General features: G+C 68.6%; 19 protein-coding genes. 12 read left to right on the plus strand and 7 right to left on the minus strand.

Annotation, left to right across the window (positions count from 1 at the left end):
* Window positions 1–29: 29 nt before the first annotated feature.
* From JI752_RS03515 to JI752_RS03530, 4 genes are all read left to right on the plus strand, one after another.
* Window positions 30–209, plus strand: coding sequence for a hypothetical protein (locus JI752_RS03515; protein ID WP_216959254.1), 180 nt, complete (start codon window positions 30–32; stop codon window positions 207–209).
* Between the two features lie 117 nt (window positions 210–326).
* Window positions 327–1,484, plus strand: a complete 1,158-nt coding sequence (locus JI752_RS03520; RefSeq protein ID WP_345777315.1) for an ATP-binding protein — start codon at window positions 327–329, stop codon at window positions 1,482–1,484.
* Complete coding sequence (locus JI752_RS03525; RefSeq protein ID WP_216959258.1) at window positions 1,477–1,866, plus strand: response regulator; 390 nt, start codon at window positions 1,477–1,479, stop codon at window positions 1,864–1,866. Before JI752_RS03520 ends, JI752_RS03525 begins: the two co-directional genes overlap by 8 nt.
* A gap of 134 nt (window positions 1,867–2,000) precedes the next feature.
* A complete protein-coding gene (locus tag JI752_RS03530; RefSeq protein WP_216959261.1) occupies window positions 2,001–5,003 on the plus strand; it encodes a phosphodiesterase in 3,003 nt (1,000 codons plus the stop codon).
* A gap of 78 nt (window positions 5,004–5,081) precedes the next feature.
* Here the strand turns inward: JI752_RS03530 and JI752_RS03535 are convergent, their stop codons facing one another.
* Window positions 5,082–5,540, minus strand: a complete 459-nt coding sequence (locus JI752_RS03535) for a YheV family putative metal-binding protein (RefSeq protein WP_216959264.1) — start codon at window positions 5,538–5,540, stop codon at window positions 5,082–5,084.
* 94 nt (window positions 5,541–5,634) lie between these two features.
* Window positions 5,635–6,546, minus strand: a complete 912-nt coding sequence (locus tag JI752_RS03540; protein ID WP_216959267.1) for a DUF2785 domain-containing protein — start codon at window positions 6,544–6,546, stop codon at window positions 5,635–5,637.
* 149 nt (window positions 6,547–6,695) lie between these two features.
* On the opposite strand from JI752_RS03540, the gene JI752_RS03545 reads away from it, so the two are divergent.
* The 3 genes from JI752_RS03545 to fdhD are packed head-to-tail and all read left to right on the plus strand — an operon-like array spanning window position 6,696 to window position 9,987.
* Window positions 6,696–8,939 (plus strand): FdhF/YdeP family oxidoreductase, encoded by a 2,244-nt coding sequence (locus tag JI752_RS03545; protein ID WP_216959268.1) that lies wholly within the window; start codon window positions 6,696–6,698, stop codon window positions 8,937–8,939.
* Window positions 8,936–9,172: a hypothetical protein gene (locus JI752_RS03550; RefSeq protein WP_216959271.1), complete on the plus strand. Its 237-nt coding sequence runs from the start codon at window positions 8,936–8,938 to the stop codon at window positions 9,170–9,172. The genes JI752_RS03545 and JI752_RS03550 overlap by 4 nt, the downstream gene beginning before the upstream one ends.
* Window positions 9,169–9,987 carry a formate dehydrogenase accessory sulfurtransferase FdhD gene (gene fdhD / locus JI752_RS03555; RefSeq protein WP_216959275.1) on the plus strand — a complete coding sequence of 273 codons (819 nt, stop codon included), beginning with the start codon at window positions 9,169–9,171 and terminating at the stop codon, window positions 9,985–9,987. The genes JI752_RS03550 and fdhD overlap by 4 nt, the downstream gene beginning before the upstream one ends.
* A gap of 1 nt (window position 9,988) precedes the next feature.
* On the opposite strand, the gene JI752_RS03560 is transcribed toward fdhD, so the two are convergent.
* The gene (locus JI752_RS03560; protein WP_216959278.1) at window positions 9,989–11,869 is read right to left on the minus strand and encodes a prolyl oligopeptidase family serine peptidase; all 1,881 of its coding nucleotides are present in this window, start codon (window positions 11,867–11,869) and stop codon (window positions 9,989–9,991) included.
* 185 nt (window positions 11,870–12,054) lie between these two features.
* Here JI752_RS03560 and JI752_RS03565 point away from each other — a divergent pair, with 185 nt between their 5' ends.
* Complete coding sequence (locus JI752_RS03565) at window positions 12,055–13,878, plus strand: DUF885 domain-containing protein (RefSeq protein ID WP_216959281.1); 1,824 nt, start codon at window positions 12,055–12,057, stop codon at window positions 13,876–13,878.
* A gap of 279 nt (window positions 13,879–14,157) precedes the next feature.
* On the opposite strand, the gene JI752_RS03570 is transcribed toward JI752_RS03565, so the two are convergent.
* A complete protein-coding gene (locus JI752_RS03570; RefSeq protein ID WP_216959283.1) occupies window positions 14,158–14,508 on the minus strand; it encodes a GFA family protein in 351 nt (116 codons plus the stop codon).
* Window positions 14,509–14,637: 129 nt separating this feature from the next.
* Between JI752_RS03570 and JI752_RS03575 the strand changes: the two genes are divergently transcribed.
* From JI752_RS03575 to JI752_RS03590, 4 genes are all read left to right on the plus strand, one after another.
* On the plus strand, window positions 14,638–15,075 hold the full coding sequence (locus tag JI752_RS03575) for a VOC family protein (protein WP_216959286.1): 438 nt from the start codon (window positions 14,638–14,640) through the stop codon (window positions 15,073–15,075).
* 2 nt (window positions 15,076–15,077) lie between these two features.
* Window positions 15,078–15,899, plus strand: a complete 822-nt coding sequence (locus JI752_RS03580) for a DUF72 domain-containing protein (protein ID WP_216959289.1) — start codon at window positions 15,078–15,080, stop codon at window positions 15,897–15,899.
* Window positions 15,900–16,020: 121 nt separating this feature from the next.
* On the plus strand, window positions 16,021–16,986 hold the full coding sequence (locus JI752_RS03585; RefSeq protein WP_254200177.1) for an aldo/keto reductase: 966 nt from the start codon (window positions 16,021–16,023) through the stop codon (window positions 16,984–16,986).
* 28 nt (window positions 16,987–17,014) lie between these two features.
* Window positions 17,015–18,337, plus strand: a complete 1,323-nt coding sequence (locus JI752_RS03590) for an MFS transporter (RefSeq protein WP_216959292.1) — start codon at window positions 17,015–17,017, stop codon at window positions 18,335–18,337.
* Window positions 18,338–18,482: 145 nt separating this feature from the next.
* Here the strand turns inward: JI752_RS03590 and JI752_RS03595 are convergent, their stop codons facing one another.
* From JI752_RS03595 to JI752_RS19220, 3 genes are all read right to left on the minus strand, one after another.
* On the minus strand, window positions 18,483–19,385 hold the full coding sequence (locus JI752_RS03595) for a cyclase family protein (RefSeq protein WP_216959294.1): 903 nt from the start codon (window positions 19,383–19,385) through the stop codon (window positions 18,483–18,485).
* Between the two features lie 236 nt (window positions 19,386–19,621).
* Window positions 19,622–20,521: a DMT family transporter gene (locus tag JI752_RS03600; RefSeq protein ID WP_216959296.1), complete on the minus strand. Its 900-nt coding sequence runs from the start codon at window positions 20,519–20,521 to the stop codon at window positions 19,622–19,624.
* Between the two features lie 58 nt (window positions 20,522–20,579).
* On the minus strand, window positions 20,580–20,993 hold the full coding sequence (locus tag JI752_RS19220) for a cupin domain-containing protein (protein WP_216959300.1): 414 nt from the start codon (window positions 20,991–20,993) through the stop codon (window positions 20,580–20,582).
* Window positions 20,994–21,035 lie beyond the last annotated feature (42 nt).

Here is a 21,035-nt window from a genome sequence, read left to right on the forward strand (position 1 = left end):
TGCGTCACCAGCACCCCACCGCGCTTTCCATGAGCAAACTCCATCGCGACCCATCTGGCCTGGACGAGGCCGACACGCGCAAGGGCGAGCTGCGCAAGCCCGACGACCGCGACGATCAGCCCGGCCAGGGGGCCGACCTGACGCCGCCGCTGCGCGATACCGCGCTGGACGCAGGACACGAAGCCCCGCCCTCTTCGACGCATCATTGATCGTGGTCGTGCGCCGGTGCACGGAAATTTAACGCCGTGCAAACTAGTCTCGCCCGACGAAAGGGGGATGTGACATTGGTCGACGCAATTCCCGCGCGGCCGCCGCATGAAAGCGGCGTGGCCGTGGGCGGACCCTCGTTGAGGGGACTGGACGACGAAGCCCGGCAACTGGCGCTGCTGATCGGCAGCGTCACCGACTACGCCATCTACATGCTCGACCCCGACGGCTACATCCGCAGCTGGAATCCCGGCGGTGAGCGCATCAAGGGCTACACCGACCGCGAGATCGTCGGCCAGCATTTCTCCCGCTTCTACACGCCCGAAGACGTGGTCAAGGGCGAACCGCAGCGCGGTCTGCAATGCGCGCGCACCGAAGGCAAGTTCGAGGCCGAGGGCTGGCGCCTGCGCAAGGACGGCACGCGTTTCCGTGCCAGCGTGGTGATCGATCCGATCTGGCACGACGGCGAGCTGATCGGTTTCGCCAAGGTGACCCGCGATGTCACCGAGCGCTACGAGGCGCAGCTGCGCCTGCAGGACGCGCAGAAGGCGCTGGTGCAATCGCAGAAGCTGGAGGCGATCGGCAAGCTGACGCTGGGCCTGGCGCACGACTTCAACAATCTGCTGACGGTGATCGTCAACAGCCTGGACCTGATCAACCTGCAGCACGCGCAGGACGCGCGCACGGGCGAGTGGGTCGAAGCCGCCCAGCGCGCCGCCGACCGCGGCGCCCTGCTCACCCGTCAGTTGCTGGCGTTCGCACGCGGACAGAACCTGGCGCCGGAGGTGCACGACGTCAACCACCTGCTGGCGTCTTCGGCCGAACTGTATCGGCGCGCGTGCGGGCCCTCGATCCAGTGCGCCTTCGAGCTGGGCGAGGACATGCCGCAGCTGGAAGTGGACGCGACGCAGTTCGAGGCCGCGGTGCTGAACCTCGTCGCCAACAGCCGCGACGCCCTCGCCGGCGGCGGCACGATCACGGTGCGCACGCGCAAGGTCCGTCGCGCGCCTCCGGACATGCCCGATGCGGAGCCGCGCGACTACCTGGCCATCGAGGTGATCGACAACGGCGAAGGCATGAGCGCGGACACCGTGGAGCGCGCGGCCGAGCCCTTCTTCACCACCAAGGACATCGGCCGTGGCAGCGGACTGGGACTGAGCCAGGTGTACGGATTCGTTGCGCAATCGGGCGGCTTCGTGCTGCTGCGCAGCGCGCCCGGCCAGGGCACGACGGTCGGCATGCACCTGCCCGCACGCACGGAGTGCAACGATGGCTGAGCACGACGTCCTGCTGGTGGAGGACGAGGACGACCTGCGCATGCTCGTCGGCGAAGCGCTGCGCCTGACCGGCTACCGCGTCACGCTCGCCGCCGACGGCCCGCAGGCCGTGGCCGCGCTGGAACAGGGGCGATTCGACGTCGTGGTCAGTGATGTGAGCATGCCCGGCGGCATGTCCGGCATCGATCTGACCACGCATGCGGCCCGGCTGCAGCCCGATGCCCGCATCATCCTGGTCTCCGGCTTCGCCCGCGCGCAATTGCCGGCGTTGCCGGCCAACGTGGGTTTCCTGCCCAAGCCCTATCGCATTCCGCAACTGCTGGAACTGCTGCGCGAACACGTGCCCTCCTGCGAACCGGCGCTGGCCCGCGTACCGGGCTGAAGAACCGGCCGCATCGGCCGATACCGTGGAAGACGCGCCATGCCGGCGCACGTCAACGTGCGCTCACGGCGTTGTCACATCGCAGCGTCCCGAATACCACCTCATCCTCCGGTACCCCGACCACCGCACACGCGATGCCTTCCGCCGAAGCCTCCAGCACCGCGCCAGGCCGCACCCAGTCGGCCGCTGCCGTACTGGCCTTCGGACTCGGGCTGGCGGTGGTGCTGGGCATCGTGCTGGTCGTGGTCGCCGCGTCTGATCGGCGCAATCGCCTGGTCGCCGCGGAGCAGCAGAACCTCGCCCTCACCTCCGGCGCGGGACGACTGGTCTGGTTGCAGCTTCGCAACCTTGAACGGGCCATGCTCGGCATCGCCGGCGATGCGCAGCGCATCGAGGACACCGCACCGGAGCACGCCCTGCCCCTCGTCGCCGAATCCTTCGCCGGCGTCGCGCAGCGCCAGCAGGAGCTGGAAAGCCTGGAGCTCACCGATGCGCGCGGCCGCCCGCTGAGCGGCGGACGCGGCGAGCCGGAGTTCGCGCGCTGGCCGGACCTGCAACGCGCACGTGCGCACGCGCGATCGATGTCCGTCGGCCCACTGCAACGGCATGGCGGCCGATGGCTGTTGCCGTTGGCGGTGCCGATGCGCGGCGACCGCTGGATCATCGCGCGGCTGCGCACGGAGGAGCTGCACGGGCTCATCCGCCACCTCGAAGGCGACCGTCGTCGCCTCATCCAGCTTGCCGACGCGCAATCGCGCATCGTCGCCGACAACCGCGGCCTGCAGTACGTGGGCGATCGCGACGACGATTTCGTGGCCGCGCAGGTGGAGCCACGCTCGGTCGAGTCCGGCACCGGATACGGCGACGGCGTAGCGCGCATCACCGCGTCCGGTGCGGTGCCCGGCTATCCGCTGCACGTCAACGTGGGCCTGCCGCGCACCAGCGTGCTGGCGCCGTGGTGGCGACTGGTCATCGCCGGCACCGTGCTGTACGCGCTGTATCTGGTCGGCCTGGCGTACCTGGTGCGCGTGGTGAAGCGCAACGCGCGCGACAACGCCGCCATGCTGAAACGCCTGACCGAAACCGCCGAAGGCCTGCGCCGCGCGCAGGAACTGGGCCGCACCGGCACCTGGAGCGCCGATCGCAGCGGCACGATCCGCTGGTCGGACCAGGTGGCGGAACTGGTCGGGCTGCGTGGCGATCGCCACGACGCGACGATCGAGGACTTCTACGCAAGCGTGCACCCGGACGATCGCGAGCGCGTGTCCGCCGATTTCGCCCAGGCCTGGCGCAGCGGCGAGCCGTACTCGCTCGACTACCGCATCCTCGGCGACGACGGTGTCGTGCGTTGGATTTCTGCGCGCGGCGCCGCGGTCATCGGCCCGCACGGCACCGAGCAGATGAGCGGCACGGTCATGGACATCACCGCGCGAATGGAAGCGCAGCAGGCGCTGGCGGACACCGAACGCCAGTTCCGCCTGCTGTTCCAGCGCAACCCGCTGCCGTTCTGGGTGTTCGACGTGGAGACGCTGCGGTTCCTGGAGGTGAACGAGGCGGCCATCGCGCAGTACGGCTACACGCGCGAGGAGTTCCTCGCCATGACGATCTTCGACATCCGCCCCGAAGAACATCGCCATAAAGTGATGGAGGATCTTGACCGACACGCGGGCGCGCACCACGACGAAGCGCGCATGTGGGTGCACCGGCGCAAGGACGGACGCCTGCTCGAAGCGCGCGTGTACGCCACCGACATCGAGCTGCGCGGCCGGCCCGCGCGGCTCGTGCTCGCCGAGGACGTGACCGATCGGATGGCGCAGCAGCGCGAGCTGGCGTATCGCGCCAGCCACGACATGACCAGCGGCCTGCCCAACGCCGACGCGCTGGCGCAGCGCATCGATGCGATGGCGCCGGGGCCCTGCCGCGTGGCGAGCATCCAGCTGCGAGGGCTGGAGCTGATCGAGGACAGCCTGGGCCGCGAAGCCGGGCACGACACGCTGCGCGCGATGGCCACGCGCGTGGCGCGCCTGGGCGAGCGCTTCGGCGCCGCGGGCCACGTGCGCGGCGACGAGTTCGCGCTGGTGGTGTGTCCCGCGCAGGCCTGGGATCAGGCCTTGCAGAATCTGCAACGCGAGCTGGCGCGACCGATCCCCGGTGAGGACACGCTGCACCGTCTGGAATCGTGGATCGGCGTGGCCGACCTGCGCGCCGGCGAACACCAGGCCGCCCAGGCCATCGGCAACGCCGGGCTCGCGGCGCACGTGGCCCGCACCGAGCACCGTCCCGTCGTGGTGTTCGAACCGGGCATGGCGCGCCACGCCAGCGACCGCCTGCGCCTGGCCGGCCGCATCCATCGCGCCATCGACGCGGACGAGTTCGAGCTGCATTTCCAGATCCTGTGGGATGTCGGGCGCTCACGGCCGGCCGGTCTGGAAACGCTGATCCGCTGGCCGCAGAGTGATGGCGGCTACCTGCCGCCATCGCAGTTCATCGGCATCTGCGAAGACACCGGCCTGATCGTCCCGCTGGGCCGCTGGGCCATGCGCGAAGCCGCCGCGGCGCAGCGTCTGCTGGGCCGCGCCGGATTCGGCGATCTGCCCGTGGCAGTGAACGTGTCGCTGATCCAGTTCATCGACGGCGACATCGCGCACGACATCGAGCGCACGCTGGCCGACTACGAACTGCCGCGCGGCGCGCTCCACATCGAGCTGACCGAGAGCGTGCTGATGACGCGTCCGGAGCAGGCGCTGGATACCCTGCGCCGCCTGCAGGACGCCGGCGTGTGCATTTCGCTGGACGACTTCGGCACGGGGTTTTCGAGCATGTCCTACCTCAAGCAGCTGCCGCTGGATGCGATCAAGCTGGACCGCTCGTTCGTGCGCGACGTCGATCGCGACGAACGCAGCGCCTCGATCTGCGATGCGCTGCTGACGCTGGGGCACGGCCTGGGGCTGAAGGTGGTCGGCGAAGGCGTGGAGACGCAGGCGCAGTTCGAATGGCTGGCCGCGCACGGCTGCGACCAGGTGCAGGGCTTCGGCATCCACCGCCCCGCGCCGCTCGCACAAGCGATCGAGCAATTGCGCACGATGCGCGACTGGATCGACGGACCGTGGCAGGCGTCGGGGACGCATTCGCGCTGACGCTTCGGCAAAGGGCACCGCCTGCCGGCACCTTCTCCGCTCGCGCGAGCGGGGCTCGGGTGCGGCATTCCACGCGCCTCAGGTCAACGTCGGATACAGCCGCCGCATCGTGAAGCACACGCGCCACTGCCCCTGGTCGATCACCACCAGGTACGACGCGGATCGCAGCGTGCGTGCGATGCGCCACTTGCACGCAGGAAAGGTGAACCCGCGCAGCGTCGAAAACGGCGCGCCGTGTTCGCGCACCATGCCGGCCAGCGTGCGCGAGGTGAGTTCCAGTGCGCTGTCCAGCGTGCCGCTGCCCAGCAGGAGCATGATCAGCGTTTCGATGCCGTCGCGATCGGCCTCATCGAACGCCTTCAGACATTCGAAAGACTCCAACTGCCCGTGATCCTCACTTGGATCATGCAGGTTCTCGTAGCGGTAGCCGCACTCGAGGCACTGGTGATGGCGAACGATCTCGTCGGACAGACGCAGGCTGCGCACGCGCTCGCCGCAGCGTGGACACAACTCGTTGCCCCTCGGGGAGAAAGACATGGTGGGGCCGACCCTGGCTCCGGAATGAAGAGCCATCCTCGGCAGAACGCGCGGGCGCTTGAATCGGAACGTTCTGAAAACCGCCCGCCGCGCGTCAGGGAAGCGTTTTCAGGGCGGCCACCACGCCGGGCAGCAGCGTGCGCACGCGTTTGTCGGCGGACTGGTCGGCCTCGACGTAGACCGCCTGCAGGAAGGCCACCAGATCGTGTCGCCGTGCCAACCATTGCGGGTCGCGCCAGGCCAACGACGGATCGCCCAACCGCGTGACCAGGGCCGCGAACCACGCCGTCCAGCCGGCCTCGTCGCGAATGCCGCGCTGCGCCGCGTACACCACGGGCGCCGCCAGCCGCTGCGGCTCGCCGAAGACATACGCCACGCCCGTCGCGGGCACCGCCTGCGTCGCCACCGCATCGACGATGCGATGCAGCTGCGGTCCGTCCAGCGCGGGATTCAGCGAGAGCTGCATCAGCCAGTCGGCACCGTGCGCGACACCGTGGCGCCAGCCCTCGTCCGGTTCGAAGCCGCGGTAATCGCGCACCGATTCCAGGTACGCGACCGCGCGCAGCACCATCGTCGAACGTTCGGCGGGCGTCATCCACGGCGCGAGGCGATCGGTGCGCGCGACCTCCGACAGCACCAGCGCCGCGAACGGCCATGCGTAGCCGTCCGCATCGGGCGCGCCCAGCATCGCGTAAAGGCGCTCGCGCATGGCGCGCAGAGTCTCCGGCGGCAGCTCGCCCTTGCGCATCCAGCCGGAGAGCGCTTCGAAGGCGATGCCATCGCGCAGGCCCGGGTCGGGCGCCGCGAGGCAATCGGTGAGCGCCAGCGCGAGCGCGGCACGCTCGTTCGCATCGGCGATGACGAAACCGCCCTGTTTCAGCGACTCCAGCCGCTCCACCGGCCAGCCGTCGGGCGGACACGCCTGCGCGGCCGACGCGCTCGCGCACGCGCCGAACGACAGGCAGACGGTCATGACCGTGGAAAGGAGGATCGGCGGATGGCGCATGTCATCGGGTCCAGCGCGGGGCGCCTTGCGGCACGGCCCGGCGACTATGCCATCGCACCGCGCCGCTTTCACCCGTCGTCATCGCCGCGCGGCGCGCGCGGGCCTATCATGCGCGCATGCCGGCCGCACGGCCGCCCCGCCGCATCGCGATGTCCCACAAGAAGCCCATCGAACACTACCTCAAGCCCGCCGGCGGCTGGGACGCGCTGCGCAGTTCCTGGCAGGCACTTCGCGACCAACAGGTCGTGATGAAGGGCGCCTCCACGCTGCTGCGCGCCAACCAGCCGCGCGGCTTCGACTGCCCGGGCTGCGCCTGGCCCGACCGCAATCCGCATTCGACCTTCGAATTCTGCGAGAACGGCGTCAAGGCCGTCGCCAACGAGACGACCTCCAAACGCGTCACGCGCGCGTTCTTCGAACAGCACACCGTCGCCTGGCTCGACCAGCAGGACGACCACTTCCTGGAAGCACAGGGCCGTCTCACCGAGCCGATGCTGTACGACGCGGCCAGCGATCGTTACCGGCCGATCGCGTGGAACGAAGCGTTCGCCTCCATCGCGCGCGCGTTGAACACGCTCGGCTCGCCGGACGAGGCGATCTTCTACACCTCGGGGCGCACGTCGAACGAAGCCGCCTTCCTGTACCAGTTGTTCGTTCGCGAGTTCGGCACCAACAACCTTCCCGACTGCTCGAACATGTGCCACGAAGCCTCGGGCGTGGCGCTGACCGAACAGCTCGGCAGCGGCAAGGGCTCGGTGACGCTGGAGGATTTCGAGCTCGCCCAGGCGATCTTCATCTTCGGCCAGAACCCCGGCACCAACCACCCGCGCATGCTCGGCGAACTGCGCAGCGCGGCCAAACGCGGCTGCCGCATCGTCGCCTTCAATCCGCTGCGCGAGCGTGGGCTGGAGCGCTTCGCCAACCCGCAGTCGCCGGCCGACATGCTCGGCGGCGGCAGCACGCAGCTGGCGTCGGAGTACTACCAGCCGCGCATCGGCGGCGATCTCGCCGTGGCGACGGCGCTGTGCAAGGTCGTGATCGAGAGCGGCGCGGTGGATCGCGAGTTCGTCGATGCGCACACGCACGGCTACGAGGACTTCGCCGCCACGGTCCGCGCGACGCAATGGGACGCGCTGGAACGCGAATCGGGCCTGTCGCGCGCCGACCTCGAACAGGCCGCGCGCACCTACCTGGACAGCACGGCCACGATCGTGTGCTGGGGCATGGGCATCACCCAGCATGCGCGCAGCGTGGCGACGATCCAGATGCTGGGCAACCTGCTGCTCCTGCGCGGCAACATCGGCCGGCCGGGCGCGGGACCGTGCCCGGTGCGTGGGCATTCCAACGTGCAGGGCGACCGCACGATGGGCATTTACGAGCAGCCCTCGGCCATATTCCTCGATCGCCTTGGCGCGGAGTTCGATTTCGCGCCGCCGCGTGCGCACGGCTTCGACACGGTCGCCGCGATCCAGGCCATGCACGACGGCCGGGCGAAAGTGTTCTTCGCGATGGGCGGCAACTTCGCCGCCGCCACGCCTGACACGGCGCTGACGCATGAAGCGCTGCGGCGTTGTGAACTCACCGTGCACGTGAGCACCAAGCTCAACCGCTCGCACCTGGTGCACGGACGCGACGCGCTGATCCTGCCGTGCCTGGGACGCACCGAGATCGACCTGCAGGCCGACGGCCCACAGGCAGTGACGGTGGAGGATTCGATGAGCATGGTGCACCTGTCGTCGGGGATGAATCCGCCCGCGTCGGAGCACCTGATGTCGGAACCGGCGATCATCGCGCACCTGGCCGCCGCCACGCTGCCGGGCAGCCGCACGCCGTGGCTGGAACTGGTGCGCGACTACGACCGCATCCGCGACCGCATCGCGCGCGTGATCGAGGGCTTCGCCGACTTCAACGTACGCGTGCGCACCGACGGTGGCTTCCACCTGCACCATCCCGGCCGATCGCGCATGTTCCCCACCGCCAGCGGCAAGGCGGGCTTCTTCGCGCACGCGCTCGATTCGCACCGCGCGCAGGACGACGTGCTGCAACTGATGACGGTGCGTTCCCACGACCAGTACAACACCACGGTGTACGGACTGGACGACCGCTACCGCGGTGTGCACGGGCTGCGCCGCGTGTGCTTCATCTCGACGGCCGACCTGGCGCGCCTCGGGCTGCGCGACGGCGAGCATGTCGACATCACATCGGTTTGGCACGACGGCGAGCGCACCGTGCGCGACTTCCGCCTGGTCGAATACGACATCCCGTCCGGCTGCCTGGCCAGCTACTTCCCCGAGACCAACGCGCTGGTGCCGCTGGACCACCATGCCGAACGCGCGCGCACGCCGGCGTCCAAGTCCATCCCCGTGCGCCTGCGCCGGAGCACGCCGGCATGAGCGACGACGACGCGCTCGCGCTGCTGCGCCTGTTGCAGTCCGAAGACGGTCAGTCGATCCACCGCGTCGCCAAGCGCCTGCACCTGGGCCTGAGCGAGCTGCAACGCCTGCTTGCGGCGCTGGGCGACGATCCGCGCTTCGACGGACTGGATCTGGTCGAACGCCGCCAGGACGGTGAGCGCACCGTGCTGTGGCTCACCGCGAAGGGACGGCAACTGGTGGACGCGGCATGAACGAGCCGCTGCAATCCGTGCAGGCATTGCGGTTGCATGCCGACGATCGCGCGCCGCACGCGGGCCGCGCGCCGCACTTAGACCACGTCATCGTCGAGGCGCCCGTCGCCCTGCTCTACAACGGCGAGTCCTTCGCCGTGATGATGGCCACGCCCGAATCGCTGGAGGACTTCGCGCTCGGCTTCGCGCTGAGCGAAGGCATCGTGGCGGAGCCGGCGGAATTCAGGCTGGTGGACGTGGTGCGCCACGACACGGGCGTGGCACTGCACGCGGCGATTCCGCAAGCGCGCTTCGATGCGTTGCAGGAACGTCGTCGCGGCCTGGAAGGCCGCAGTGGGTGCGGGCTATGCGGCGTGGAGAGCCTTCAGGCCGCGCTGCGCCCGGTGCCGCGCGTGGCGACGGGCGCGACGGTGGAGATCGCCGCGATCCGCGCCGCACTGGTCGAACTCGCACGGCAGCAGCCGCTCAACGCACTCAGCGGCGGCGTGCATGCGGCCGGCTTCGCGCATGCGGACGGGTTGCTGGTGCGCGAGGATGTCGGCCGCCACAACGCGCTGGACAAGCTGATCGGCGCGATGGTCCGCCATGCGCCGCCGCTCGCGGCCGACGCGGGCTTTCTCGTCATCACCTCACGCGCGTCGTACGAGATCGTGCACAAGGCGGCGACCGCGGGCATCGGCCTGGTCGTGGCGATCTCCGCACCGACAGATCTTGCGATCCGCACCGCCGACGATGCGGGCGTCACGCTCGCTGCGTTCGCGCGCGGCGATTCGCTCAACGTCTACACGCATCCGCGACGGATCGCGGAGCGCTGACTCAGCGCGCCAGGCTGCGATCCAGGAAGCGCAGCACCGATTCGTAGTACTTCCTGCGCGATTCCACGCCGTAGAACCCGTGCGTCTCGTCGGAAGGAAAGTAGCCGTCATACGGGATCTTGGCTTCGTCCAGGGCGCGTCGCATCGCGCGCAGGTGTTCGGGCGAGACGCGGCGATCGCGCATGCCCTGCACCAGCATCACCCGAGCGCGGATGTTGCCGGCGTGCGCGGTCGGCGATGCCTGCCGCAGTTGCGCCTGGTCCTCGCCCAGTGAGCGCGCGAGGTACGCGCGTCCCCATTCGGAACGCTGCGTGTCGCCCCAGCGGTAGAGCGTGGGCAGATCGTAGGGACCAGCCATGCCGACGACACAGCGGTACAGCTCCGGCTCGCGCACGGCGCCCATCAGCGCGGCGTAGCCGCCGTAGCTTTCGCCCCAGATGCAGATCCGCGACGCATCGGCGCCGCCGTGTTCGATTGCCCAGCGCGTGGCGTCGGTAAGGTCGTCCTGCATCGCGCGGCCCCACTGGCGGTAGCCGGACTCGATGAACGCGCGGCCGCGGCCCTTCGAACCGCGGAAGTTGATGCGCAGCACCGCATAGCCGCGCGTGGCCAGCATCTGCACGTCGTCGGCGAACGCCCAGCCGTCGGCGACGCCGAACGGCCCGCCGTGCGGCATCACCACCAGCGGATGCGGGCCGTCGCCTGCCGGCCTGTTCAGCCATCCGTGGAGCACCACGCCGTCGCGCGCGGTGAACGTCACCGGCGTCGATGGCCGCATCGCGGAAGCCGCAAGCCACGGCCGGCTGCGCGCCAGCAGCTTGAGATCGCCGCTGGCGGTGTCGAGCAGATAGAAGCGCTCCGGCTCCACCGCACTGGTCACGGTGACCAGCGCGCGGCGGCCGTCACGACTGGCGCTGGTGACGCGCGCAAGTTCACCGGGAAACGAATCGATGAGTTCGCGCGACAGCGCCGCGTGCGGGTGCGCGGTGTCGAAGAAGCGCACCTGCGGCCGGATGCCGCCGTACACCGCGCCGATGGGCTCGTGCCCGTCGAAGGACCACACCAGGCTCTGCGGGTCCGAATCGGGATCGCTGGCGACCACCGTGCGCTCGCCGCTGACCAGGTCGATCCGCTCGATCACGTCCGGCCCCTGCTTGCGTTCGCTCCACAGGAAGCCGTAGCGACGGTCGTAGCTGGTGCCGATGGGCGTGGACTCGATACCGCTGTCCTGCTCGTCGTTGATCTTCGTCCAGGTGCCGTCGCGCAGCAGGTAGACCTGCTGGCGATCGTCGTCGTCGGTGTTCCAGGAAAAACGCACCGTGCCGCTGCGGTCGGCGAGGAAATCGGCATTGGGAATCGGCGCGTCGACGATGTCTTCGCGCGAGCCCAGCCCGTCGCTGCGCATCTTGCGCACGCGTGTCCAGCAATCGTTGATGGTGACCTTGCGGCAGTACGAGGTCAGCACATGCTCGGGGTCGTCGATCAGCGGGTCGATCATGTAGCCGGGGAATGAGCGGCCGTTGCGGCCATCCACGTCCACCGAGTGCTGGTTGGGCAGCATGTACGGCTGCTCCAGCGTGCCCAGCTTGATCGAGACCGAGGCGAACAGACGCGTGTCGGACACCCACGTTTCGGATTCGACGAAACCGTCGCGGCCCGGGTCGATCTTCGCGGTGACCTGCATGTCCGCCAGGCGCAGGATGGCCAGCACGGTGCGGTCGTCGAAGGGCACGCGGGCCGCCACGTAGTCGCCGCGCGGCGACAGGGTCATCGATTCGTACTGCGGTTGCTTCAGGAAGTCCGCCAAAGCGGGCCCGGTCGCCCCCACGTCCGCCACCCAGGCCAGCGGCACCAGCGCCGCGGCCGCGATCCACTGCTTCATGTTTTCCCCCTGCGCCGGCTCCCCCGGGCGCAGGTGGACGATACCCGCTCCGGCGGCGCCGCGCAGCGGTCGGCCAGAGTCGGCAACGGCGCCTCAACGATCGGCCTATGGGGTCGGGCCTACGCAGGGGATATCCTCGCGGGACCGCGGCCCTGCCGCCTGTTCCGACCCTTCGAGACCCGTCCATGCCGTCGTTCCGCCCCACCCTGCTCGCCGCCGCCGTGCTCACGGCGAGCCTCGCCGCCTGCCAGCCGCAACCTTCTCCCGCCCCCGCCGACACCAAGGCCACGGCCGCCGCGCCGGCCTCCGACGCCGCCGTGGATGCGCGCTTCGCCGAAATCTCCCAGCAGTGGCTCGACGGCTGGCTGCGCCTGAACCCGGTCTCCGCCACGCAGATCGGCAAGCACGACTTCGACGGCGAGATCGACGATCTCAGCGCCGCCGGTCGCCAGGCGCAGGTGGACTTCGCCAAGAAGATCCTCGCGCAGCTCGACGGCATCGACACCGCCAAGCTCTCGCGCGAGAACCAGATCGACGCGGCGATCCTGCGCAACCAGGTGCGCGGCGATATCTGGAGCATCGAGACGCTGCAGAGCTGGGCCTGGGATCCGCAGGTGTACAGCGGCCTGGCCGGTGGCGCGATCTACAACCTGATGGCGCGCGAGTTCGCACCGATGCCGCAGCGCCTGAAGTCGGCGACCGCGCGCATGCAGAAGATCCCCAGCATCTACGCGCAGATGCGCGAGAACCTGGACCCGGCGCGCGTGCCGAAGATCCACGCCGAGAAAGTGGCCAAGCAGAACGCCGGCATGCTCAGCCTCATCGACACCTTCATCGTGCCCAACGCCGGCCAGTTGCAGGGCGAGGATCGCAAGCAGCTCGACGCCGCCGTCGAAGGCCTGCGCAAGGCCGTCGCCGAGCAGCAGACCTGGCTCGACAAGACGCTGGTGCCCAACGCGAAGGGCGACTTCCGCATCGGCCAGAAGCTGTACGACGAGAAGCTGCAGTTCTCGCTGAACTCCTCGCTGTCGCGCGCGGAGATCAAGCAGCGCGCCGAAGGCGAACTCAAGCGCGTGCGCGGCGAGATGTACGCCATCGCCCAGACCGTGCTGAAGGACAAGCCGAACGCGCCGGACATGCCGGCCAACCCGACGCCGGAACAGCAGCAGAAGGCGATCGAGGCCGCGCTCGAACTGGCCTACGCCGACAAGCCCGCGCGCGACCAGGTCGTGGACTTCGCCAAGCAGACGCTGGCGCAGGCGACCGACTTCACCCGCAAGCACGATCTGGTCACCGTGCCGAACGATCCGGTGAAGATCATCCTGATGCCGGAGTTCCAGCGCGGCGTGGCGGTGGCCTACTGCGATTCGCCGGGTCCGCTCGACAAGGGCCTGGACACCTACTACGCGATCTCACCGATCCCCGACGAGTGGGACGACAAGCAGGTCGACTCGTTCCTGCGCGAATACAACAACCGCATGATCCATCTGCTGTCCATCCACGAAGCGATGCCGGGCCACTACCTGGAAGGCGCGCATTCGGCGGAGTCGCACTCCACCCTGCGTTCGGTGCTGCGCTCGGGCCTGTTCGCCGAAGGCTGGGCGGTCTACACCGAGGACATGATGGCCGACGCCGGCTACCTGGATAACGACCCGCTGTTCCGCCTGGTGCAGCTGAAGTTCTACCTGCGCACGATCGCCAACGCGATCCTCGACCAGGGCGTGCACGTGGACAACTGGACCCGCGAGCAGGCGATGGAACTGATGACCAAGCAGGCGTTCCAGCAGGAGAGCGAGGCTGCCGGCAAGTGGGATCGCGCGCAGCTCACCTCGGCGCAGCTGCCGACGTATTTCGTCGGTGCGCAGGAGCACTTCGACATGCGCAAGGCCGTGGAAGCCAAGCTGGGCGGCAAGTTCAACGCCAAGGCCTACCACGACCAGGTGCTGAGCTACGGCGCGCCGCCGGTGCGCTTCGTGCGCGAGATGATGCTGGACGAGCCGATCCAGTAAGCGGCTGCTTCAAGGCTTCTTCAAAACCCCTCTCCCACCGGGAGAGGGGTTGGGGTGAGGGGCGGCGAAGCGCAAACGATGACCCGCCGATGCACCGTTTGGACCGCCATGTCACGCCTTCCGGAGCGTGATGCAGCCGATGCATGGATCCCCGCCTTCGCGGGGATGACAACTCAGGAACACGACGTTTCTCCGTAGCCCGGGTAAGCGAAGCGCACCCGGGATCACGGCCACCGCACCCGGGTGCGCTTCGCTTACCCGGGCTACGAGTAACGCCTCTCAGCGCGAACGCCCGTCGTAATGCACCACCTTCAACGACGAGGCCTCCACACCGTCCAGGCAGCGCGCGTTGATCGCGATGACGGCCGTGCCGTCCGGTGCGGTGCCTTCGGTGAACGGCGAGATGCCGCAGTTCGGGCAGAAGTGGTGCTGCAGCTTGTGGGTGTTGAAGGTGTACGTGCGGAAGTTCGACTCGGGCGTCTTCAGCTCGAACGTGGTGCGCGGCACGAACCACAGCAATCCGCCGCGCTTGGCGCACATCGAACAGTTGCAGTCCAGGACCTGCTCGATCTCTCCGTCGACTTCATACGCGATGCCGCCGCAGTGGCAGCCTCCGGTGTAGTGCGTCATGGCGTGCTCCTTGGTCCGTGAGCGCCGATTCTGCCCCAGCCACGCCGCGCACGGTGTGCACGAAGCGACATCGGCTTAACCGGGCGGCGTTATGCTTCGCCCCCTCACTGTCCCATCGAGGCCGCCGACATGCCCGCATCCCGCCGAGGCAGCACCGTGATCCCGACGTTGAGCTACCGCGACGCGCCGGCCATGATCGACTGGCTGGTCCGCGCGTTCGGTTTTCAGAAGCAGGCCGTCTACATGGACGGCGACGTCGTCCTGCACGCGCAGCTGACCTGGGGCGACGGCATGATCATGCTCGGCTCCAGCGGCAAGGACGGCGACTGGGCCAAGCTGATGGCGCAGCCGGACGAAATCGGCGGCCGCTCCACGCACGGCGTGTGCGTGATCGTGACCGACCCCGATGCGCATTACGCCCACGCGAAAACCGCAGGCGCCACCATCGTTATCGACATCGCCGACCAGCACTACGGCGGACGCGGCTACGCGGCGCGCGATCCGGAAGGTTACGTGTGGTGGTTCGGCAGCTACGATCCGTGGAATCCCGAAGGCGAAAATCCCTGAGCATGGAACTCTTCGAAGCACATCCCCGTCCCGTGGACGGCATCCGCGTCGGCATCGGCGGCTGGACGTTCGCGCCGTGGCGCGACAACTTCTATCCCAAGGGCCTGGTGCAGCGCCGCGAGCTGGAATACGCCAGCCGCAAGCTCACCGCGATCGAAGTCAACGGCACCTACTACGGCGCGCAGAAGCCGGCCACCTACGCCAAGTGGGCCTCGGAAACGCCGGAGGGTTTCGTCTTCTCGGCCAAGGCGCCGATGCGGATCATGCAGTCGCGCGCATTGGCGAAGACCGGGCCGCAGATCGAGGATTTCCTCGGCGGCATCGCCTCGCTGGGCGACCGGCTCGGGCCGATCGTGTGGCAGTTCGACGAGAACCAGCGCATCCAGCGCGAGAGCTTCGGCGAGTTCCTGCGGCTGCTGCCCGCGTCGGTCGAAGGCCGTGCGCTGCGGCATGTGCTGGACGTGCGCGATCCTGCGTTCGTGAATGCCGACTACGTCGCGCTCGCGCGCCAGCACAACATGGCGACCGTGTTCACCGATTCGGACGAACATCCCTCCTTCGCCGATGTGACCGCCGATTTCGTCTACGCGCGGCTCATGCGCGCGCGCAGCGACGTGCCGACCGGCTACACCGATGCCGAACTGGCGACGTGGGCGCAGCGCGCGCACGAATGGGCCGACGGCCGTCAGCCCGACGCGCTGCCGTATCTGTCGAAGGACGCCGCACCGCAGCGCAAGCGCGACGTGTTCGTGTACTTCATCAGCGCGGCGAAGGAGCGAAATCCGGCCGCGGCGATGGCGCTGATCCAACGGCTGGGCGCGTGAGGCCGGCGGCTCGTCGCAAACCCCGACGTCGACCCGTGCCGAAAGGCACTCGCCTGCGCGCCTTCTCGACACTATCAACGGCATAGTCGGCATTCCCGTCGCCGTGAAGAGAGCAATCGCCATGACCAGCCGTCGCGAGTTCATCTCCACCGCCACCCTCGCCGCCGCCGGCGTCGCCCTGGCGCCGCTGGCCGCGTGCAGCCAGGAGCGCGCACCGGCGAAAGCCGCCGCGACCGCCGCCGTGGCGCCACCCAAGCCCGGCACGCTCATCACCCGCACCATTCCCTCCAGCGGCGAAAAGATCCCGGTGATCGGCATGGGCACCTCGGGCAGCTTCGAAGTCGGCAGCGACGCAGGCGAACGCGCACCGCTGCGCGAAGTGCTGGAGGCTTTCGTCGCCGGCGGCGGCACGCTCATCGACACCGCGCCCACCTACGGCACCGCCGAGGACGTGCTGGGCGACCTGATGGCGCAGACCGGCACGCGCGGCAAGCTGTTCATCGCCACCAAGCTCTCGGGCGTCACCGGCAAGGACGAAGGCATCAAGCAGTTCAACGACACGCTGCGGCGCCTGCGCACCGACAAGGTCGAACTGCTCCAGGTGCACAACCTGCGCGACACGGCGACGCAGATCGCACTGGCGCGCGAGCTCAAGGCGCAGGGCAAGACGAAGTACACCGGCCTCACGCATTACCGCGAAGACGGCCAGGCGCAGCTTGCGGAGGAAATGCGCAAGCACAAGCCCGACTTCATCCAGATCAACTACTCGCCGGTATCGCGCGGCGCGGAGCAGACCGTCTTCCCGCTCGCGCAGGAACTGGGCTGTGCGGTGATGATCAACCGCGCGTTCGAGGACGGCCGGCTGATCTCGCAGGTGCGCGACAAACCGCTGCCGCCGTGGGCGAAGGACGTCGGCGCCGATTCGTGGGCGCAGCTGTTCCTGAAGTTCGTGCTGAGCCATCCGGCGGTGACGGTCGTCATTCCGGCCACGTCGAAGGTGCGCCACCAAGTGGACAACCTGCGTGCCGGCACCGGCTCGCTGCTGGATGCGAAGCAGCGCGACGCGCTGATCGCCGCACTGGCCTGAGCGTGTCCGTCCTGAGCCTGGAGCCTTGATGAACTGGCAATCGCGCATCGCCCGCCTCTTCGGTGTCGCCGAAGGCGAAGCCAAACCGGTCCTCACCGGCGCAACGCTCTTCTTCGTGATGTTCGCCGGCTACTTCATGTTGCGGCCGGTGCGCGAAACGATGGGCGTCGCCGGTGGCGTGGACAACCTGCAATGGCTGTTCACCGGCACCTTCCTGGCGACGCTGGCGGCGATGCCGCTGTTCGGCTGGATCGCATCGAAGGTGCCGCGCCGTCGCATCCTGCCGTGGACGTTCGCGTTCTTCGCGGTGAACCTGGCGTTGTTCGCGATCGGCTTCCAGAGCGATCCGGACAACCTGTGGATCGCGCGCACGTTCTACATCTGGATCTCGGTGTTCAACCTGATCGCGATCTCGGTGATCTGGAGCGTGTGCGTCGACCTGTTCCCCAACTCGCAGGCCAGGCGTCTGTTCGCGCTGATGGCCGCCGGTGCGAGCTTGGGCGGATTGGTCGGCCCTTTGCTCGGCATCGCGCTGGTGGGCCCGATCGGGCACGCCGGCCTGCTGTGGCTGGCGGCGGCGCTTCTGCTGGTGGGCATCGGCATCGCGCGCAACCTGCAACGCTGGCGCGACGCGCAGCCGGTGCGCGACGAACTCACCGCGCAGGCGCGTGCGCGTCCGCTTGGCGGGCATCCGTTCGCGGGCATCACGACGGTGCTGAAGTCGCCGTACCTGATGGGCATTTCGCTGTTCGTGCTGCTGCTGGCGAGCGTGAGCACGTTCCTGTATTTCGAACAGGCGCGACTGGTCGAACTTAACTTCCCGAACCGCGCCGACCAGACGCGCGTGTTCGGCACCATCGATGCGATCGTGCAGAGCCTGACGATCCTCTCGCAACTGTTCATCACCGGCCGTCTCGTGCAGCGTCTGGGCCTGGCCGCGTTGCTGGTCGCGGTGCCGGTGGTGACGATGCTGGGCTTCCTGTGGCTGGCGCTGGCGCCGACCTTCGCGGTGCTGGCGGTGGTGATGGTGGTGCGCCGGTTCGGCGAGTACGCGTTCGTGCGACCGGGCCGCGAGATGCTGTTCACCGTCGTGCCGACCGAGGCGAAGTACAAGGCGAAGAACTTCATCGACTCGGTGGTATACCGCGGCGCCGATGCGGTAAGCGGCTGGGCGAAGGCGCTGGTCGACATGCTCGCCCAGCACCCGGCGCTGGCGGCGTTGATCGGCGCGGGCATCGCGCTGGCGTGGGCGTTGACGGGCGCCGGGCTGGCACGGGCGCAGAACAGGATCGTCGAGCAGGAAGCGATGGCGGAGGGGTTCGATGTTGCGGGTGAGGGGTTGCGGCGGTAGGGCGTGGGCCGATGCGCGCGTTGCAGCGCTCCTCCTTCCCCCTCTCAAACTCCGTCATCCCGGCGAAGGCCGGGATGACGACTTCGGCAGCGATGACAGCTTCGCTTAGACGCGGAACGTCAGCTTCGGGCTGACGAACCCGCCGTCAGCGCAATCGCGCCATCGCCCGCACCGGAAACGTCCCCGCCCCGCGCACCTTCGGCGGCATCGCGCTGAATTCGAAGCCCTCGTCCGGTAACGCGGCCAGGTTGCACAGGTGCTCGACGATGAGGATGTCCGCGCCCAGCAGCACCGAATGCACAGGACGCGCCTTGCCCTGCGTCGCGTCCTGCGAGGTGTCGTCGATGTTCATCGAATCGATGCCGACGAGCTTCACGCCGCAGTCGCGCAGGTACTCGGCCGCGTCCTGCGTCAGGAACGGATGCTCGACCGCGTACGCCTCCTCGCGCCAGAACGCATCCCAGCCCGTGTGCACCAGCACGGCGCGACCGCGCAGTTCCTTGTCGCGGAACCAGGACGCGTCGATGCCGCGCACATCCTGATACGGCGCGCGGATCACGATCGTGTCGAGATCGCAAAACGCCTCCGGCCCGATCTGCGACAGGTCGTCGCCGTGTTCGTACCGGTGCGACGGGCAATCCAGGTACGTGCCCGTGTTGGCGACGATCTCGATCTTCGCGATTTGGAACTCCGTGCCCGGCACGTAGATCTCGCGCGAGCGTTCTCGGCTGAGGTAGTCGCAGATGCGTGCGGCCGGCAAGCCGGGATACGTGACCATCCCGTCCTCGATGTCGTGGCTGAGTTCGACGTAGACGCGGCGACCGCCGTCCGCCTTCGCCTTGCGCTTGTGCGCTTCGGTGATGATCTTCTTGTTGAGGATGCGCGCGGGGCCGACCATCAGCAGGCGCAGGTCGCGGACGATGTAGTCGACGAGCGCGGCGTCGTCGATGTCGTCACCGTCGATATCCAGGCGGAAATCCTGGCCCTGGATGCCACCGCCGTTGGTGAACTCGAAGTCGAAATCGAAGACGACGCGCTTGTCGGTCATGGGTTGGTCCTGATTCGGGGAGTACGTGTATCGCCACGGAGCAGCATTGGTGCGCGCAGGTTCCGGCGCAGTGCGTACTCGACACCGTTCGTCCTGAGCGTAGGCGCGCAGCGCCGGAGCCGAAGGATGATCGGAACGGCCGCGGATCCGCCCGCCCTTCGACTTCGCTTCGCTACGCTCAGGACGAACGGTGAAGGTACGACGCGTCCGGCAGCGAGCGACGGACGCGATGTCGCCTACTTGCCCACCCGCTGACTCAACGCCACGCTGCCCAGGATCATCGCACCGGCGATGCCCATCTTCACGGTCAGCGGTTCGTCCAGCAGCAGCCACGCCCATGCGACGCCGAACACCGGAATCAGGTACGTCACCGTGGACGCACGGCTCGCGCCGATGCGCGCGATCAGGCGGTAGTACATGACGAAGGCCAGGCCCGTGCAGACCACGCCGAGCATGGTCGCGGAGAACCACGACTTCATCGGGATCGCATGCGTGGGCCAGTTCGCGATCGCGAACGGCAGCGTCAGCAGCGCGGACGTGCCCAGCGTGGCCGAAGCCACTGCCGCAGGCGGCAGGCCGGTCAGGTGGCGACGCACCAGGTTGATGCCGATGCCGTACAGAAACGCCGCCGCAGCACCCGCGGCCACCGCCCAGCCGACCTGGTCGCCGCCGGCCGTCTTGTCGCTGGCCAGCACCACCACGCCGACGAAACCGGCGACCAGTGCGATCGCACGACGCGCACCGATCTTCTCGTGGAAGAACAAAAAGCCCACCAGCGCGGTGAACAGCACCGTCATCGCATTGGCGATCGCGCCGATGCCCGCCGGCGCACGCTGCGCGGCCCAGGCGAACAGCATGAAGGGCACCGCCGAGTTGATCGCGCCGATGATCGCCAGCTTCGGCCACAGCTTCGCGGGGAACTGCGCGCGCGCACGCCACAGGAACGGCAGCAGCACGAGCGAACCCAGCGCCAGGCGCACTTCCACCAGCGGCATTGCGCCGAAGTCCCGCGCGGCCACGCGCATGAAGAGGAACGAAGCGCCCCAGATCGCGCCGAGCAACGCCAGCTCCAGCGGCGTCAACCAGCCGCGTTCGCGCGCATCGGGCAATCCGGAAGTCGAAGCAACGGTGTTCATCGGGGACCTCGTGGGGGAGGAACGAAAGTGGCAGGACGATCCGGGTGGAAGCCCGCGATCAACCCTGCGTCGGGTGGTAACAGTGCGTGATCGATTCGGGACTGCCACCGGCGGCGAGGAATGCGGCGTCGCCCAGGTTCATGCCGATCAGGCGCACGCCGGTCTCGGTGTGCGGGCGGTGGCGGCTGTCGGGCGCGAAACAAACGTAGGTGCCGGCGCCGAATCGCGCTTCGCCTTCGATCACTTCGCCGCTGATGACGTAATACGACTCGCCCGTCTCATGGTGGTTGAGGACCGGCCACTGCGCGCCCGGCGCCATGTCGACCACCCACACACGCAGGCCGGGGCCGGCGGGCAGGTCCCGCCGCGTGCAACCTTCGCCGACCGGCTGTGCGGGCACGGAGTCGACGTCCAGCGCCTGCATCGCGGCGCGGCTGACGGTGTCGGGTTCGATGGTGAAAGGACGGCCCACTGCGCGGCTCCCACGGCCCCGGCCGGGGTCGGCGCGGTGGCG

Origin of the sequence: Lysobacter sp. MMG2 (assembly GCF_016735495.2) — a bacterium.
Taxonomy (GTDB): domain Bacteria; phylum Pseudomonadota; class Gammaproteobacteria; order Xanthomonadales; family Xanthomonadaceae; genus Lysobacter_J.